A 19,006-nucleotide genomic window follows, 5' to 3' on the forward strand; every position below is an offset into this window, starting at 1 on the left:
AACTGCTATGACAAAAGACGAATTCCTTGCGCTCTCGGAAGAAGCCCAGATCGCATGGTTGACCGAACAGACCGATGCTGGGCGCGAGGTGGCCGACATCTGCGAGGAAATGGGCTGTACGCGAGCCGATCTCCAAGGGTTCGGCTATACGTGGGCTTTGGGGCAATGGCGCTATCTTTCGATGAAAGACCGCGCATCGGTTGTTGCCCAAAACTGATCGTACGGGAAAAGCGCTGCGGGCGACACGGGTTGTCCGCAGCGTGAAAGCACACGTTGTTTAGGTAGCGCTGTGTACAAGCAGGTGCGATCGCTGCTGTGAGAGTAAAGGAGGATACCGATGCATGGAGGTGTTGTAATGCTCAAGCCCCCCGTGCGTGCTGATGCGCCGCTCTTCGTCTGACAATTCTTACGACGAGGAAAGGAGCATCGCAATGGACGATGTGCGGGAAACGGGCCGTGGGGTCACTGAAGATTGGATATGCGGAAAAGACGGTTCGTCTGCTTCGGTCGCGGCAACGGGGAAGGATCTGCCGTGGCGCTGGCAGGAAGGCGAACTTACCGTTACGAGAACGTGTGCCTGGTCGGCACCCGGCTGCCATCTGGGATGCGGGGTGAAGGTGTATACCGACGATGATGGCCGATTCGTCAAGCTCGAAGGCGACGAGGAGAATCCCTTCAACCAGGGTAGGTTATGTGTGCGGTGCCTTTCGTTCGATCAGGTCATCGATCACCCTGATCGCCTTAGATATCCCATGAAGCGCGCTCGTGAAAACCGGGGGGTTGATGCTTGGGAGCGTATTACATGGGAAGAAGCATACGATCTCATCTGCACGAAATTCGCCGAAATCAAAGAGCGATTCGGTCCCGAAGCCGTCATTTTCGCCTCGGGTACGGGCCGCGACATTGCCAACGGCATGTATCGTATGTGCTATTCGTTTGGCAGTCCGAACATCGCCTACCTGCAAACGGGCGTCGCATGTTACGGTCCCCGTATTTCAGCGACGTCGATCATGATGGGGAACTACTGCGTTCCCGATTGTTCGATGTATTTTGCTGATCGTTATAAAAACCCTGATTGGGATGTACCTGGCGTCCTTTTCATCTGGGGAAACAATCCCCTCATATCAAACGCTGACGGCAACTTCGGCCATTGGATGATCGATTGTATGAAACGGGGAAGCAAGCTCGTGGTCGTCGATCCGCGCCTGACGTGGCTCGCGGCGAAGGCCGATCTTTTCTTGAGGCTGCGACCTGGCACCGATGCTGCGCTTGCACTCGCAATCATCAATATCATTATCGAAGAGCAAGCCTACGATCACGAGTTTGTTGAGAATTGGACGTACGGGTTCGAAGACCTTGCAGCTGCAGCAGCGGAATATCCCGTGGCGAAAGCATCCGAGATCACCTGGGTACCCGAAGCGAAGATCCGCGAAGCTGCCCGGATGGCAACCGACATAAAACCGATGACCATCCAGTGGGGGCTTGCGCTTGATCAGACGCGCGAGGCGATTCCCGGTTCAATGGCGCTTGTCGCGCTTTGGGCCCTCACGGGTTCGATCGATGTGCCAGGCGGCATGGTGACTACCCATCAGCCGTTCGGTGCCGAAATTTGGCAGCCGCCTGCGGCGGAAACGTTTTTAGACGAGGCAGTGGTGCGAAAGCGCATCGGCTATGACGAGTATCCGCTCTACAAGTACAGCGGATGCGTGGTTTCACAGCCCGACATTACGCTCGACGCGTGCATTACCGGCGAGCCGTATCCGATCAAAGCCGCGTGGCTTCAAAGCACGAATCCGCTTTCCTGCTGTTCGCAGCAGCCTGAATCCAAGGTGCTCAAAGCGTTGACCAATCTTGAGTTCAACGTCGTGGTCGACATCTTCATGACACCAACTGCCATGGCCTGCGCCGAGGTTGTGCTTCCCGTAGCGACATTTGCCGAAAAAACGGGTATGCGAAGCATCTGGTATTATCTTCAGCCCATCAACGCCGCTGTCGATTCAAGCGATATCGACGTCAAATCCGATCTTCAGATCAATTTCGAACTCGGTAAACGTTGGAATCCTGAAAAGTGGCCATGGGATAGCCTCGAGGAGTTCTTTTCCGAACAGATGGGTTCGTCGGGTATCTCCTACGACGATCTTCGGGAGATCAACTGGATGTACCCCCGCTTCGAGTATCGCAAGTACCGCACAGGAAAACAGCGAAGCGATGGGCAGCCGGGATTCAATACGCCAACGGGTCGCGTCGAATTCAAGTCGACGCTGCTCGATGGTTGGGGTTTTGAGTCGGTTCCGAGCTATCATGAGACCGACTACGGTCCATTGTCCACACCAGAGCTCATGAAGGAGTATCCCCTTATTCTGACGACGGGCGCACGACATTGGTCGTACTTTCATTCAGAGGGGCGGCAGATCCCCCGACTGCGCGCGCTCAGACCCGATCCGATCGTCGAGATCCATCCTGATACGGCTGAACGATATGGAATACATGAAGGCGATTGGGTAAACGTTGAGAACATGCTTGGCAGCATTCGGATGAAAGCGGAGCTAACCATTGCGGTACCGCCTTCCGTGGTTAACGTCGATCATGCGTGGTGGTTTCCTGAAAGCGACCCCGAAGACCTGTACCTTACATTTGCATCTAACGCGAATCAGCTGGTCCCAACTGACTTCGGCAGTACCGGTTTCGGCGCTAACTGCAAATCGCTTATCTGCAAAATATCGAGAGAGTCTTAAGGGAGGTTCGCATGTCTCGTAAGGGAATACTTATCAACTACGAATACTGCACCGGCTGCCATTCGTGCGAGGTTGCGTGCCGTGTCGAGCATGGTTTTGCCGACGGCCAGGGCGGAATTGCTGTTACCCAGGTGGGACCGTGGGAGTACGCGCCCGACGTGTATCAATATGCTTACATGCCGGTTATCACTGATCAATGCGATCAGTGTCACGATCGGATAGAGGCGAGCAAAGATCCAATGTGCGTTCACCATTGCCAAGCTTTTGCGATGAGGTACGGTGATATCGATGGATTGCCGCAGGAGGTAGTCGAAGGCTCAAAATCTGTTCTGTATTACCTATAATATACACATAGGGTAATGGCCGCTTGCGTGCGTCCCGCCGTCTGCAAAGCTGCGGGACGCACAGAGAGCATGGCATTGAATCCGCCGTTCAGATATCATGGCCGATTGGGTGGCGGGTGCAGCAGCGAGGCGTGAGGCCGATATGCGGTTCAAAACGCATGCGACTATGTTGAAATCAGGGGGTGGCTTCAATTGCTGGAGCAAACAACGAAGAATGTCGTAGATACTATTTCCGACGGGAAGAAGCAGGCCGAAGAAGACTTGGCCGATGGCAGTCTCGCGTTGCTTCCTTTGTGTGACGTAGCCGGATACGCCTGCTTTGTTACGTGGGCGTTTGCTGTTGGATGGGATCGCGGTATAGCGCCGCTTTGGGAAGGGGGATCAGTCGGATATCTTGCACTGCGGTGCGCATTGTTCGGAGGCGTTGCGCTTGCTACGTGCGTGTTCCTATTCTCAGGCGGTACTGCGCTTGCCGGGATCCGGGGCAAAATCCGGGAGGCTTTTGCCCCGGCTCTTTGCATGGGCCTTGCAGCTACGTTCTTTGTACCTCTGCCGCCTGCGGTTGTGATCATGCTTTGGCTTATTGCTGGAGTCGGCCAGGCAGCTACGTTTTTTCTCTGGGGGTTGCGATTCAGGCTGCTGTCCCGCAAACAGCAGCTCTACACCGTTTGCGGGGCATTTGCCATAGGCGGACTGATGCTTTCGCTCTTTCCTTTCGTATCCCAATCGGTAGTTGCTCCTACAGTTGCGCTGCTTCCCGTGGCTTCATACGTCTTCTTGCGATTTGCATACCGCCAATATGCAGGAAGGGCCGATGAGGCTGTTGAATGGAAGGTCTCTCACGCGCTTTCAGGGGGCTTAAGCAAGCTGAAGGCTCAGATACCGTTCGAGGAAGATCGTCGATTCATCATCCTCAAAGGGCTTTTCACGCTTCTGTATTCCGTTTCGCTCGGATTTGTTGCCTGCGCCGCTTTAGCGGGATGGCTTTATCCAGAAAACGGGGTAGTCATCGGGTTCGCTAACGTTGCCGCTGCGTTGATCATGGTGGTGGTGCTGCGCGAGCGCGAACGAGACGTTTGCAATGTGCTTCCGAAACTGTTCTTGCCGGTTACCTGTTTTTGCTATCTGCTTCTCGGCATCCTGTGGCCGACGGAGGGAGTTCTTGCCTGTGCGGCCGTGCTGTTCGTTTTGTTCGGCTGTTACGAGATACTGAATGCCCATACAGCGTACGCGTATTCGTCCTACGATGCCGTCCGCTGTTTATGGGAACTCACGTCGTCTAAAGCGGGTAATTCGGTCGGATTTTTCTTTGGATGGGTATTGGGGGCTGCGAGCTTGTTTTTCTTCGAAGTGAACACGACGACGTTGCTCGTGTTGTGCTTCTTCATCGTATCGATTGCCGTTGTAGTTGATACCGCTCTGTTCAAGGAAATGAAGCTCGAGTTCAGGGAGGTGATTATCGACAACGAGCCTTTGCTGGAGGTTCTCGACCCCAAGGCCATCGAATCAGTGATTCAGGGAAGGGGGAGGTGGAGCCGCACGTGTGACGAACTCGCCGAACAGTACAGGTTGTCGCCGAGGCAGAAGGAGATATTCCTTTTCCTTGCGAAAGGGCGGAATGTGCAATTCATTCGTGACGAGCTCGTTTTGTCGACGCCGACAGTCAAGAGTCATATTTACAACATTTACCAGAAGATGGGTGTCCATTCTCACCAGGAGCTTATCAACCTCGTAGAAGACAGCATCAAAGGGCTCTAGCATGAGCGTTGAGCACTTTGGAGATCAAAGGAGGGAGCCGTGATGGCGTCAAGCGACGCAGGCACCTCTTCGTCATCCGGCGATTCGTTCTTTGCAACGTTCAATCTCAGGAGTTTAGGTATAGCTTTAGCCATGGCCTGGTTCACCGCAATGCTGTTTTCGCCCGCTGCCGTCTCTCCATATTACCTCGAAGCGGGTCTCGACGGATGGGTGCAGCTGCTCCGACTCGTTTTTCTCGTTGCGGCTTGCGCTATATGCGGTGCGGCACGCGCGCGCCCTCGTTACGTCTTTAGTAGGGTGATGCGCCGTGGTATCGTTGCGGGATGTCTGATTCTTTCCGTGCTGCCCTTAGTGGGCGTTGTCGTTTCCGATGCATGTATCGTATGGCCTGGCTATCGCGCACTCGATGTTTTGTTTTGGATGTGTGGCGGCGTTTCCGGCTCGGTCATGATGCTCGTGTGGGGCTTTGGAATGGTTGCGAAACAGACCTACGGACAAGGTATCGTCAACGTTGCCGCTGGAACCGCTTTTTCTGGGGTGCTGTTCGTGCTGCTCTCGTTTTTGCAGTATCCGGTGGCCGCGGTTCTTCTTTCGTGCATCCCGTTTGCGTTGTTTGCTCTGTGGATTGCGTGTTCGGGCGGTAACCCTACGGAGCGCGCAAGCAATGAAGGACGGGGTGGGGATGAGCAGTCGAGCGTAAAGACGAGCATATATGCTGCACTCGGCAAAGGCTCGACGGCGTTCGTGCTCTCGTCGGGGCTTCTTCTCGGATTTGCCGGTTCTGTTGGCACCTGCTTTTCCCTTGCGGGGTATGCTTCTCTTTACTTCGGAGCAGCAGCGGCCGGATCGGGTATCGTTATGCTTGTTCTTGCGCGTACGGGCCATTTGAGGGTCGGGATGCGAACGTTCGCTCTATTTTTCCCCTTTGCGAGCGTTTGCTTGTTCGGTTTTTCCCTCGCAACTGAAGCAATGACGGCAGTGCTGCTTTTTGCGGTATTCTTTGCAGAAGGAGCATGCACTGTCTTGAATACGGCGTACCGCACCGAGGAAAACCCATCGGGCGCAGCGGTTCCGAGCCAGGTGAACCCCGCAGATGCGCTTGCTAAGTTTTCCAGTGAATCAAGATTCGCGCATACGATTGGCATCGCGTGCGGATGGGCGGGTGGCATAATTGTCCAATTCGCTTTTGACGGTCAAGCGGTTCCATATGGATATTTTCTTGCGGCAATCGTGGTATCGGGGATAGCATCGCGAGCCTTAAGCTGCGAACATGCAGATGTTGTCGCCAATGACGAGAATTCGTTCACCTCGCTCGCAAAGGTGTGGGACGAAGGGTGCAACCGTCTTGCTCAAACCCACGGGCTTACCATGCGGGAGCAAGACGTGTTCTTGATGCTCTCACGCGGGCGGGATCGGCAGTACATCCATGATGCGCTGCAGATTTCGCCGAATACGGTACGCACCCATGCTTACAACCTGTATCGAAAACTTGGCGTGCATAATCAGCAGCAGCTTATCGATCTTGTCGAATCGGAACTATCGAGTTCAAAATAAGAATATGTAACGCCTGATCAAATAACTCATACTGCAATCTGATACTTTTCTGCGATGCTTGGAATCCCCGATTGATACCGTTCGCATCTTCATGCCTTTCCATTTTGCGTTGGACAATTTTCCTGTGTTTGCTTTGCGTTTACGAACCGCATACGGCCTAAGGGGGACCTACGTGAAAAACACCGCAACGTATTACAAGACGCTTGGACTCGGTAGCTTCGGCATGAGCGCATTATCAGCCGAGATCGACGTCAAAGATGGAAGGATCGTGCGAACGCGCGGCATGCGCTTCGACCGTTCATACACCGCCGAGTACCTCAAGCCCTGGACGCTTGAAGTAAAAGGAAAGAAGCTCGAAGGTTTGCTCAAGAACGACATCCCGCCTTTTGCGCTCGTGTACAAGAAACGCGCGTATTCGGACAACCGCATCCTATACCCGCTGAAGCGCGTAGATTGGGATCCTGAGGGCGAGCGCAATCCGCAAAATCGCGGGAAGTCGAAGTTTGAACGCATCAGTTGGGACGAGGCAACCGACATTATTGCAAAAGAGCTGAGGCGCATTGAGGACAAGTACGGCTTATACGCCGTGTTCTGCCAGGGCGACGGGCACGGCGAGACCAAAACCGTCCATGCGACGCATGGCTGCCAAATGCGGCTCATGTCGATTCTCGGCGGTTTCACCTTCCAGGCGCGCAATCCCGATAGCTGGGAGGGATGGTACTGGGGTGCGAAGCACGTGTGGGGGTGCGATCCTGTTGGGGAGGGCGATATCGGAAACCTCTTGCTCGACATTGCCGAGAATTCGAAGTACCTGCTGCATTGGGGATGCGACGAGGAAACGACGCCGTGGGGCTGGTGCGGCCAGCTTCCGTCGAGGTGGGCTTTTTGGCTCACCGACGTGGGTGTCAAGCAGATATACGTCTGTCCCGACGTGAATTACGGAGCTGCCGTGCACGCTGACAAGTGGATCCCCGTCAACCCGAATACCGACGTGGCGCTTCATATGGCCATTGCATACACGTGGATAGAGAATGGCTGGTACGACCAGGAATACCTCGACACGCACGCGGTCGGCTTCGACTGGGTCAAGTATTACGTCATGGGCGGTGAAGATGGTGTGCCGAAGACGCCTGCATGGGCAGCCCCTATCTGCGGCGTTCCTTCGCGGCAGATCAAAGCGCTTGCTAAAGCGTGGTATAAGCAAGCTACCTCGATCTCTCATGTCAATGGCGGATCGCTCATTCGCTCGCAGTTCTCTGCTGAGCCGGGGCGTATGGAGGTCGTGCTCATGGGCATGCAGGGGCTCGGCAAGCCCGGACGCAATGTGATCAAGCTGATCGAATGGGGTTTATACGGCCTACCGTCCCAATGCCCGAATCCGCGCAGCGATCTGTATATGATGCCCGCTGCGGCGTACCGCTCGCTCGACTACAACAATCCCGAGGTGTGGGATATTCGACAATCGTTCATCCCGAAGACCATGGTACCGAAAGCCATCCTCGGCGACTACACCGTCGAGAACCCGCTTACGTGGTACGGCACGGGTATTGCAGGATGGCCGAAGGAGGATCAATTCGTCAAATATCAGTACCCGAGCAAGACCGCAAATACGCGCATTCATATGATCTGGTCTGATACGCCATGCTGGTCAACGTGCTGGAACGGCGGGAACACACTCGCGAAGGCCGTACAGTCTGAAGAGATTGAATTCGTGCTCATCCAGCATCCGTGGATGGAAAACGATTGCATCTACGCCGACATCCTGCTTCCCGTCAACACGAAATTCGAAGAGCGCGACATCGCGGTTGATTCGTCCAACGGCTACACCAACGTCATGATGATCGAACCACGATGCATCGAGCCGCGAGGCGAATCGAAATCCGACTATGAGGCGGTCGCCGAGGTAGCCAAGAAGATGGGCGTGTACGACGAGTTCACCAGCGGGAAAACCGAAGAGGAGTGGATTCGGGAGGGCTTCGAGAACTCCGGGTGCCAGGAACGTGTGAGTTGGGAGGAATTCAAGGAAAAGGGCTACTATGCCGCTCCGACCTCCGAAGGTTGGGAGAACAACCCCCGCGGCTTCGCGCCGTTTTGCGAAGATCCCGAGGCAAATCCGCTCGGAACGCCTTCGGGCAAGCTCGAATTCTACTCGACAGCGCTCGCTCATCATTTTCCCGACGACGATTCGCGCCCACCCTTCCCGAAGTTCATCGCATCCGACGACCGGTTGTCCGAATCGCTCCTTACCGAGCGGGGCGAGACGTATCCGTACCTCATCGTATCGAATCATCCACGCTGGCGCGTGCATGCGAACATGGACGATATCACCTGGTTTCGCGAGATTGAAACGTGCAAGGTGAAAGGGCCCGACGGGTATTTGTACGAACCCGTGTGGATCAATCCGGTCGACGCCGAGGCTCACGGCATCGTCGCGGGTGACGTTGTGAAGATTTTCAACGACCGCGGCTGGGTGCTCGGTGGCGCGTACGTGACCGAACGTATCAAGCCCGGCGTCATCTACCAGGATCATGGGGCGCGGCTCGACCCCATCAAGGTGGGTGAAGCTGATCGCGGGGGAGCGAACAATCTTATAGCGCCGTCCGAGGTAGCAATGAAGAACACGAATGCAGAAGTAACGAGTGGTTATCTGGTCGATTTCGAGAAAGTCGACGTGTTCGAGCTTGCCGAGTCCTATCCCGAAGCGTTCGGCCGCGCCTTCAACGAGACGGGCGTGAAGATCGATAACTGGCTCGTCTAGAAAGGGACATCATGAAGGTTTTTGTTTTCGACTCGTCCAAGTGCAACGGCTGTTACGGATGTCAGCTTGCCTGCAAAGACGAACATTGGAACAACGAGTGGCCGCCCTACGCGGTACCTCAGCCCGATACCGGCCACTTTTGGTGCAAGATGACGCAAGTCGATCATGGGCAGGTGCCTAAAGTGCGCGTAGAATACACGCCTCTTTTCTGCAACCATTGCGACAACGCACCCTGCATCGATGCAGCGCCCGATGCGGTGTACAAGCGCGAAGACGGCCTCGTTATCGTTGATCCGATCAAGGCGAAAGGGAACAGGGCTTTAGCCGACGCGTGCCCTTACGGTGCCATCTACTACAACGACGAGCTCGACGTCCCGCAGAAATGTACCGGGTGTGCCCATCTCGTCGACGAGGGCGAGCTTCCTCACTGTGTGGATGTGTGCGCGACGGGTGCTCTGCGCTTTGGAGACGAGTCCGAGTTTGCTCAGGAGATACCCCTTGCCGAAGTGCTGGCGGATCGAGAGCATGGTCCGCGCGTGTACTACCTTAACAGGCCTCATCTGTTCATCGGGGGTGAGGTGTGGGACCCTGCGATCGACGAGATCATCGAGGGCGCGCGCGTGACGCTGTCCGGAGATGCGGATGCTGTGGTCGAATCCGACGAGTTCGGGGATTTTTGGTTCAGACGTATCGGTGGGGGATCGTATACGGTGACGGTAGAAGCTGAAGGCTATGAATCTGAAACGCGTGATATCGAGCTTACGAAGAGTCTCAACATCGGCGATATACCGATGCGCAGAGTTCGGGGCAACGAGGTCGCTGCTGTAAAGAAGCCGCGTACCGCGCTCGATATCGAAGCGCCTATCGGTGAGCCCGATGTCGATGTCATCGAAGTCGGCGAAGTAACGGCAGCCATGTCGGTCATGTCGCAGGCGCCGGACGAAGACGGTGGCGTCATGAGTACAGGGGGACTTGCGAAGAACTGAAACGGATTGCGTCGGTTCCGCTTGTGCGAAGCCGACCGTGCGCTGTCGAGTGACGGCGTCTAAACGATACCAACGAAAGGGGACAGCTGATGATTACGAAAGCAGATGATGTGAGGCTCACCGTGCAGCCCATCTTCCTTGAAATGGAGCATCTGTACAAATACGAGGGGCCGTGTCGGGTTGGGAGGGGCGAGGCGCTCGAACCGGGATTCGATGCTATTAGAAATGCCGAATGGTACAAGCGATTCCAGAAAAAGCTTGCCGACAACATCCCAGACGATATAGCCGAGGTCAAAGACATTCTCCGCATCAAACGGACTGACAACTGGGACCAGGAAGAAGAGTGGTGGACCCGCATAGCAGCCACAACTGCAGATACCGATTTCTATATTGTCCATTCGTTTCTCGGGCTTGATGACATCGCCGTTGAGTTCGGTGAGCGATTCAAAAAGCCGTTCAGCTTAGAGCCTGAATACGAGAACCCTTGCTCGACTACTTCAGTTGGCGCCGCACTGAACGCTCGCGATCGCGGATACGAATTCTACGGGTTCAGAACGTGGGATGAGCTTGTGCGGCAGCTCCGTATCCTGCGTGCACGCAAAGTCGTGAGGACATCTCGGATCCTCATGGCGCCGCGCAACGGGGCAGCGTTGTCGTTTAGCGGCGTTGATGGAGCCTACGATGTCGAGGAGCTCACTCATAATCTCGGGTGCCGTTTCCGCTACATGAGCATACACGAGCTGCTTGACCAGACGTCTCCGGCTAAGCCTGCTGGCAATCATACGACGCCCGGTCGCGATACCTGGGACATCACCGATGAGGATGCAGCCGAAATCGAGGCCGTGGCAGACGATCTTATCGCGCGCGCCGACGAGGTAGAGGTTGATCGCGAATATGTGATTAATTCTCTGAAATTCTTCAAAACGATGCGTAAACATATGGATCGTCTCGACTGCAACGGGTTTACGGCACCATGCCCCGATAGCTGCTCAACACGCCGCTTGAATGAAGAGAAATTTACATTCTGCCTTGCGCATTCCCTCAATATGAGGGAGGGGTTGCCCTCGGCGTGCGAATACGATGCATGTTCGGTTATCACCCAGCAAGCGCTCGTCGCCGTATCAGGGCAGCGGTGCTTCATGGGTAACACGATGCCGGTTGTGAAGGAGTCTGACGGCAGGTGGGCTACCTTCGGACTCGGCGGCATCGAGGACGAGGATATGCCGTTGCTCGACGAACACGAGGGGCATCTTTACATGATGGTGCACTCTGTCCCTAATCCGCGCATGAATGACCCCGAAAAAGATGCTCCCTACTCGCTTCGTCACTTTGCCGAAGAGCAGGGTTTTGGAGCGGTGTACCGTTACGATTTCAACCGTGACAAAGGTACGATCATCACCGTGGCGCGTTTTTCGCCCAACGGGAGCAAGCTCTTAGTTGCGAAAGGAACGATCGTTTGCGGAAACGGATTCCATCAGCATAGCTGCAACACTGCCATCGTGTTTTCCGTCGCCGATCAAAACGATTTGTTCCAAAAGCAGATGCTGGTGGGCAATCATCTCGCCACCGTGTATGGCGACTACACGCGAGAAATGGAAGCGCTCGGCAAGGCGCTTGGTGTCGAGGTTATAACGTCATAGTAGGTTTGGTGGCGGGCGGGCAGCCATGATGTCCGCCCGCAGTTATTTGCAGGAGGCCGACATGGGAGACGATGCGTCGAACCGCATCAAGGAGCGAATCGAGGCGTTGTATGAAAAATCGTTTGCGTATCTCGATTCGATCAAGAGTCAAGCGGGTGACGAGGAAGCTGTCCGTGCTCATTTGAAATCATTTGTGCTACACCGCTTCTTTCTTGTTGACGAGGATCCGGCCTCGGATGATATCGCGACGTTGGCGACGATGAGCACCGAAAAGCTTTTGAGAATAGACAGGAAAAACGCGCTAGGCGACATGCCGAACAATTGCGCAGGTACGAGTTCTGAGACGTTGAAAAAAGCCCTTTTGATCATGACCTTGCACAAACAGCTCGGAGTTCGGTTTGATCCACTCGAAAACGATACGATAGCGCAGCTGTCTCGCTCAATCGTGCAGCAGCTCGGCGGCGACCATGGGTAAGTTCGAGTTCGATATAGCGCGCGTGCGTTCAGACTTTCCTATTCTTGATCGTAAGGTGAACCGATGCCCTTTGGTGTATCTCGACAATGCGGCAACGACGCATGTGCCCGATCAGGTTCTTGCAGTAATCGCGAACCACTACCACACGCACAACGCCAACGTGCATCGTGGTGCCCATACACTGAGCCTAGAGGCGACCGGGTATTTTGAAAAGGCACGTGAGCGAGTTGCGGAGTTTGTCGGAGCGAACCGTAAAAGCGAAGTAGTCTTTACGCGGGGGACAACGGATTCGATCAATCTTGTAGCGCAGTCATGGGGTGCGGCGAACCGCAAAAGCGGAGTTGCCGTAACTGCGATGGAGCACCACTCCAACTTCATACCGTGGCAGCAGCTCTGCCGGGCTCGCAGGAAAAAACTCGGAGTCGTTCCGTTGGATTCCAGCGGAGATCTTGACCTCGATGCGCTTGAGGTGATGCTGCGGAAGGACGACATAGGCTTGGTAGCGGTAACACAGGTCTCGAACGTGCTCGGTACGGTAAATCCCCTTCGTGACATCGTCGAGCTGGCCCATCGATTCGGCGCGCTCGTGCTCATTGACGCCGCGCAGGCGGTTCGACACGAAGCTATACAGGCACACGAGCTCGAGTGCGATTTTCTCTGCTTTTCGGGCCACAAGATGATGGGTCCTACGGGTATCGGCGTTCTGTACGGGAAAGCGTCGCTTCTCGAGAAGATACCGCCGTTCGCCTTCGGGGGCGAGATGGCTGATCGGGTTGATGCGATAAGGAGCACGTTTCAGCCTGCGCCGCTCAAATTCGAGGCAGGTACGCCTAACTATGTGGGAGCGATCGGCCTAGCGGCAAGCATCGACTACCTGAAAGGAGTGGGACTATCGGCAATCCGTTTGCGCGAGCAGGAGCTTTTACGCTATGCGGAAAAGCGGATACGGTCGATAAGCGAGGTAAGGGTGCTGGGAAGCCCGAAGAGGCGGGCGGGATGTTTGTCGTTTGCAGTTGAAGGTCGAAACCCGTTCGATGTTGCCGCTATGCTCGATGCGCAGGGCATCGCCGTCAGATCGGGGAGTATGTGCGCCCAGCCTCTTGTAAAGAATCTCGACGTTGCGCAGGTTGTGAGAATCTCACCTGCTTTCTACAACACGTTCGAGGAGCTGGATGCATGCATTGCGGCTCTCGAGGAGACGGTCGCGATGCTTCCGCCGGCGCTGCAGGGGTGAGTGGAAGGAGCTACGGTATGTGCGGATATTTATGTACTGGATGCGGTAGATGCAGAGGAGAGCTAAGGGGCATGAAGTCGTTCGGAACCTGTCTTGTATGCAAAACGGAAAACGAACCAGGTAGAGAGATATGCCGGGCTTGCGGAGCAAAGCTGGTTCCTCCACCTGGAGCCGCGCTTGAAGTCAACGTGAAGAAAAAACCTACGTAGGCGATCCCTCGCATGAATCGCTTCCTCCAATAACCCCCAGCGCCTCCCGCCCGTCCATCGGCTTTGCGTACAGGAAGCCCTGTATCAGCGTACAGCCCGCTTCCTCGATGAACGCGCGTTGCTCGTCGGTTTCCACGCCCTCGGCGAGCACAGTGATTCCCATGGCGGCGAAGGAGGCAACGAGATGCCCGAGAAAATCGCTTCCCTCGAAATCGCGCCGTGACGTCATCCAGACGATGCTCTTGTCGAGCTTCACGACATCGATGGGTAGCCCGAGAATGGTCGAAAGATTCGAATATCCGGTGCCGAAATCATCGAGGCAAAAGGCTATTCCTGCCTCGTGCATTTCGAGCATGAACTGCGCAACGCCCTCGGGGTTGGAAACGAGCACGCTTTCGGTGATCTCGATCTTGATATGGCGCGGATCGATCTCGCTGGCCCGTATGATGTCGATTGTGCGCTCGGGCAGGTCGTTTTGCATGAACTGAACGGCTGAGAAGTTGACCGATACGCTATCGAACGGACTGTCGGGATAGTCGTCGCGTGCGGCTTTGATAAACGCGCATACCTTTTCGAGCACCGCGTAGGTCATATCGACGATGATCCCCGTTTCCTCAGCGATGGGTATGAATTCGGCGGGGGATATCGGACCGAGTTCGGTATCTTCGAGGCGGCAGAGCGCTTCTGCGGCGACGAACTTCTGCTGAGGCACCGACCATATGGGCTGGTAGTGGATCGTGAACCCGTCTTCGGCAAGCGCTCTGCGCAGGATATCGGCGATGCGGTGCTTGCGCCTGATGGCCCCTACCATCCCCTGGGTACAGCGGCACGGTTCGTTTGGCCCGAGCCGCTTCGATTCCTCGACGCTGTACTCGAGCGCGTTGGTCACCGATCCGCTGCTTGCGGCCACATCGGGGTAGTCCACGATGCCGATCGAGCACGAGACGACGAAGTTCGTGTCCCCGATCTGCCACGGTTCGGCCATGCGCGCGCGTAATTCGGCGAGAAACCCGTCCACCTCGCTTCGGCGATCTTTTTCGAACAGAGCGACGAACTGATCGCCGCCGTAGCGGTAGAGCCACGGAGTGCGGGCTGCGGTTTTCAGATACGCCGAAAGCGAGCCGAGGAACGCATCGCCGCTGTCGGTGCCGAACTTATCGTTGATGAACTTGAAGTTATCCACTGAAACGAGGACGGCGGTAAACGGGTTCTGGTGTTTCTGCTCGAGTGCGAGCATGTTAGAGAACTCCTGGCGATTGGGGATGCCGGTGAGGAAATCGATCGATATCTGCTTGTTTTGGAGATAGAGGTACACGATGAGGAGCGAGCATACGGCAGCGGAGCCCGAGAGAATGTAGCTCGGGAAGACCTGCTGAATCGCGATCACCGCGACGGCGAGCAGCGGGAAGAATATGAGTATGCGCGTGATCGCCGGATCGATGTCGCGGCGCGAGATGTAGGCGCGCACGAAGCACATTGCGCAGTACAGGTAGAACACAAGGTAGGTGATCGGGATCAGCGGACCTTGGTGGTACGCTCCTGTTTCGTCGAGGTAAAACAGGCTGCCGGTCCAAGCGTTCGACGCTACGCATGCAAGATAGATAAGATAGGGGATTGATCCGAGCGCGGCACGCGCGGCGTGCCGAGGGCGCGCCTCGGTGAAGGTCGCGTAAATGTAATAGTAATAGGCAGCGCCGATGAGCGGTGTCGCCGCAAAGTACAGCGTGGTGATAAGCCAGGTGAGTCCGATGAGCTCGATCGCTCTGTTCTCGATGAGGATCGTCGAGGCGATGTTGAGCCCGATTGCCGCCACCGTGATGATGAGGCATACCTGAAATATCCTGTTCTTCAGGCTCGGCGTCAAGTAGCTCTTGCGCGAATAGGCCAAGATGATGCATGCGATGACAAATGCGATGCACTCAGCCGTAAGATTCCACGTCACGTTACCCGTCTCTGTCGTCCCCGTTACTGCAAACCATGACCTATTGTATCGTATTACCGCTTCGAAACGCCGCTTGATGGTCGCCGCATTCTCTCGATGCGTTATTTGGAAAAACGAGCGTGCTTTCGTCCGAGCAACCCGCGAAGCTCGGCCGCGCCACGGCGCTCGCTTTCGTGGTCGCAGCACGAGACGTTACCAAAATGTAATATAGTATCTTATATATAAATTCTGCATGCGAACAGGCATTTCAAAAGATATCATTTCGACTTTAACCTCTTGGGAATCGGCGCGGCCAAAACGGCATTTCAGACACTGTTTCGTTGCTATAATTACAGAATGAGTTACCTACTATGGGTATCGTCTACCGGGGATCGACGAGCGCTCGGCTCGCCGTATGCCAGGCTGCGGATTCCCCGGTACGGTTACGGGAGGTTGTATCGATGGGAGTCCACGTTCTCGCAAAGCGAAGCCGGTTGCTCGCTGTTGTCCTTGCTGTTGTTGTTCCCCTCTCGCTCATGCCCGCGGGGCTTTCCTATGCTCTCGAGCTTCCTGTGGGCGGCGGCGAGAGCGAGACGCAGGAAAGCTCCTCGCACGACGCTCGCGAAAACTCCGAAAGCCTCGATGCCGGCAAGGATTTCGAAAGCCCCGACGAGAGCAAGAATTCCGAGGGCTCTGACTCTGGGATAGTCGGTGAAGGCTCAAGCGGCGATGATGCAGCCGACGGCCCCGACGGAAGAGAAACGGGCGAAGACCTGAGCGGCGACGAAGCAGCCGAAAGCCAAAACGGCATCGAAGCAGCCGAAAGCCTGCGCGGCACCGAGCTTGTCGCCAATGATTGGATCAGCCTGAAAACCATGGTCGAATCTGCAACCGGAAGCGTTGCGATACTCGTTGCCAACGACTGCACTGCGCTCGGTGCGATAATCGTTCCGTCCGGAACCTCGGTCGAAATCAAATCGGCAAGCGATACGAAAACGATCACAGCACAGGGTTCGTTCCGCATTTTCGAGGCTGCATCCGCAAAGCTTACCTTGGAAAACATCGTTTTGGACGGCAACGGCCTCGGCAGAGGCGTCACCCTTTCATCGGACGCGTCGCTTATGCTCGGAGACGGTGCTGTGATTCGGAACTGTGCTGGTAAAAACGGGGGCGATTCAAGCGGTCCGGTCGTTTATGCGCAGGACTCATCAATGGTAATCCAAGACGCAGTTCTCGAAGGTAGCGTGGTGGGGCAGCTAGGAAGCGGTGCCGGTGGAGCCGTGTTCGCCTCGAATTCCACAATCGACATGAAAGGCGGAACGATCCGCAACAACAGGGCTCTGTACGGAGCTGGGCTCTACGTTTCCGGCGCAGGCAGCCAACTTACCATGGACGGCGGATCGATCGAAGCCAACGATGCGTCGGATACAAACTATCCGCGTCCTCGCGGTTCCGAGAACATCGGGTACGGGGGCGGAGTCCTCGTTACGTCCGGCGCTCGTTTCGTGATGAACGGCGGAAGCGTGCAGGGCAACGAGTGCAACTACAGCGGCGGCGGCGTTTTTGTCGGATCGTACGGGGACGATCCGACGATTCCCGATGCTTCTTCCTTTGTCATAAATGGCGGTGCGATCAAGGGTAATTTCAGCCATTATGCGGGGGGCGGCATCCTCATTCGAGGATTCGGGCCCACGATGACCATGTACGGCGGCGAGATAACCGACAACGAGGCGGCAACCTACGAATACAGCGACGGAACGAAAGGCGGCGGGTACGGCGTCGGCATATACGTCTTGAGCGGTGCTGTAACGATCGGAGACCCGATCGGGAATGCGCCGTCGACGCCTTTGATTTCGAGGAACAAGGCAACGGGCGAGAACAGCCAAGGTGGTGCCCTGTATGCCATATCGTATGCCAATCAGCCGGGTATTGGCGGTCCGTCGGCTCCCGTCGTCATCAACGATGCCGACATCTCGTACAACACGTTGGTTGTATCCGGCGGCGGCATATCGCTCTACGATTCGGAAGTAACCATGAACGGCGGCCGCATCCGAGAGAACGCGACGGAGGGGTTCGGCGGCGGCATCTGCCTATACCCGTTCGGCACCGGCTCGTTCAGGCCGTCGTTTACGCTCAATGCCGGTTCGGTCGAGGGTAACCAAGCCCATGCTTCGAGTTTGGGCGGGGGAGGGGTGTTCGCCGTCGGCGCCTCCGAGAGCGCGACTGCTGAAGTGAACCTCAATGGCGGCGAAGTAAGCGGCAATGCGTCTGCCGGGCACGGGGGAGGCGTCTACGTCGGCGAGAATACGCTGCTTCGCGCCGAGGGCGCAGCCCTCATCGCAGATAACGAAGCCGCTTTCGAGGGCGGTGGCGTATACACGGCCGATTTCAACGGATTCGCGGCGGGCGAGCCGGTGGGGGATTACGGTGCGGTTACGCAGGCGGATTACGGCAACCTCAACTTCGATGCATCGGTGCGCTTCGAAGGCAATACCGCTTCTCATCCTTTCATGCCCCCGGTGTTTTCCTCCGATATGACGAAAATCGCGTATGCGACTTCGAGCCTGCGTTCCGATGGAGCATATCTTCATCCGCTCAACAACTACGACATAAACTATCGAGGAGATGAGATTACGAAGTACCGGGTCGTGTACCATCCGAACGGCGGTGAAGGCACGCTGCGCACCTACGAGCACTACCGGGGAGAGCTCCATGACGTGCGGGCCAACGAAGGAGATGTCGGATTCGCCCGGCCGATGCATGAGTTTTCGGGTTGGTCGCTTGATCCTGCAGCCGAGGGGGGCACGCTGTTCGGCGGGGAGCAGCTTTCGGAAGCCGATGCGACCGAAAGCTCCGTGACGCTGTATGCCATATGGAAGCAGGAAGAGGCGCCGATTCCCGACCCGGACCCCGATCCTGATCCGACTGTGCCGCCGGAAGACCCGACGCCGACGCCCAAGCCTTCTTATGGCACCTCGTTTCCGGCGAAGCTCGCAGCGGCGGGAGACGGGCTTTCGGTCGCCGTGCTTGCCGCGGGGGTCGGTGTGATTCTTGCGGGGGGAGCACTCCTTTTGGCCGTGCACCGCTCGCGCGAAAAGCGCTGATCCGCAGATGATGGTTCGCTGGGTGTAAATATTCTTAATCAAGGATATTACACCTAGTCATATGGTGTTTTTCTCGGGCAAAACTAGGCATATCGATCCGTTTGGGCATGGAAAAGGATCGCTTCGGCCTCGATACTGATTCCAACGATTCGCGCAGGCTCCGGGTGTGCTTGCGCGAACGTCCTCGGATCATGAAACGGGGTTGAGGGAATTGTCTGCATCGGTATCCGTTTGCCCGTCGAATTCCTATCCGCTTCGTTTTTGCAGAGCTTCGAAATTCTATCGCTT

The 19,006-nt window shown here is 56.0% G+C and carries 12 protein-coding genes; 11 read left to right on the forward strand and 1 reads right to left on the reverse strand.

Translation table 11 applies throughout. The features are described 5' to 3' along the window. The first annotated feature begins 7 nt into the window (after positions 1-7). The 10 genes from FJE54_RS09485 to FJE54_RS09530 all read left to right on the forward strand — a co-directional run bounded on the left by FJE54_RS09485 (position 8) and on the right by FJE54_RS09530 (position 13,484). On the forward strand, positions 8-217 hold the full coding sequence (locus tag FJE54_RS09485; RefSeq protein WP_139652551.1) for a hypothetical protein: 210 nt from the start codon (positions 8-10) through the stop codon (positions 215-217). 214 nt (positions 218-431) lie between these two features. Then, a complete protein-coding gene (locus FJE54_RS09490) occupies positions 432-2,735 on the forward strand; it encodes a molybdopterin-dependent oxidoreductase (RefSeq protein ID WP_139652552.1) in 2,304 nt (767 codons plus the stop codon). Positions 2,736-2,746: 11 nt separating this feature from the next. Continuing rightward, positions 2,747-3,079: an oxidoreductase gene (locus tag FJE54_RS09495; protein WP_139652553.1), complete on the forward strand. Its 333-nt coding sequence runs from the start codon at positions 2,747-2,749 to the stop codon at positions 3,077-3,079. A 192-nt stretch (positions 3,080-3,271) separates the two neighbouring features. Continuing rightward, a complete protein-coding gene (locus FJE54_RS09500; RefSeq protein WP_139652554.1) occupies positions 3,272-4,837 on the forward strand; it encodes a helix-turn-helix transcriptional regulator in 1,566 nt (521 codons plus the stop codon). Between the two features lie 42 nt (positions 4,838-4,879). After that, entirely contained in the window at positions 4,880-6,391 is a 1,512-nt protein-coding gene (locus tag FJE54_RS09505) for a helix-turn-helix transcriptional regulator (RefSeq protein ID WP_255467474.1), read from the forward strand. Positions 6,392-6,563: 172 nt separating this feature from the next. After that, positions 6,564-9,149 carry a molybdopterin-dependent oxidoreductase gene (locus FJE54_RS09510; RefSeq protein ID WP_255467336.1) on the forward strand — a complete coding sequence of 862 codons (2,586 nt, stop codon included), beginning with the start codon at positions 6,564-6,566 and terminating at the stop codon, positions 9,147-9,149. A gap of 11 nt (positions 9,150-9,160) precedes the next feature. Beyond that, complete coding sequence (locus FJE54_RS09515) at positions 9,161-10,135, forward strand: 4Fe-4S dicluster domain-containing protein (RefSeq protein WP_139652557.1); 975 nt, start codon at positions 9,161-9,163, stop codon at positions 10,133-10,135. 89 nt (positions 10,136-10,224) lie between these two features. After that, complete coding sequence (locus FJE54_RS09520) at positions 10,225-11,775, forward strand: fucose isomerase (RefSeq protein WP_139652558.1); 1,551 nt, start codon at positions 10,225-10,227, stop codon at positions 11,773-11,775. Between the two features lie 61 nt (positions 11,776-11,836). After that, entirely contained in the window at positions 11,837-12,250 is a 414-nt protein-coding gene (locus FJE54_RS09525) for a hypothetical protein (protein ID WP_139652559.1), read from the forward strand. After that, positions 12,243-13,484 carry an aminotransferase class V-fold PLP-dependent enzyme gene (locus FJE54_RS09530; RefSeq protein WP_139652560.1) on the forward strand — a complete coding sequence of 414 codons (1,242 nt, stop codon included), beginning with the start codon at positions 12,243-12,245 and terminating at the stop codon, positions 13,482-13,484. The genes FJE54_RS09525 and FJE54_RS09530 overlap by 8 nt, the downstream gene beginning before the upstream one ends. 201 nt (positions 13,485-13,685) lie before the next feature. On the opposite strand, the gene FJE54_RS09535 is transcribed toward FJE54_RS09530, so the two are convergent. Next, complete coding sequence (locus FJE54_RS09535) at positions 13,686-15,635, reverse strand: putative bifunctional diguanylate cyclase/phosphodiesterase (RefSeq protein ID WP_139652561.1); 1,950 nt, start codon at positions 15,633-15,635, stop codon at positions 13,686-13,688. 350 nt (positions 15,636-15,985) lie between these two features. Here FJE54_RS09535 and FJE54_RS09540 point away from each other — a divergent pair, with 350 nt between their 5' ends. Further along, positions 15,986-18,718, forward strand: a complete 2,733-nt coding sequence (locus FJE54_RS09540) for an autotransporter outer membrane beta-barrel domain-containing protein (RefSeq protein ID WP_139652562.1) — start codon at positions 15,986-15,988, stop codon at positions 18,716-18,718. Positions 18,719-19,006: the final 288 nt, after the last annotated feature.

This window comes from Raoultibacter phocaeensis, assembly GCF_901411515.1.
Lineage (GTDB): Bacteria > Actinomycetota > Coriobacteriia > Coriobacteriales > Eggerthellaceae > Raoultibacter > Raoultibacter phocaeensis.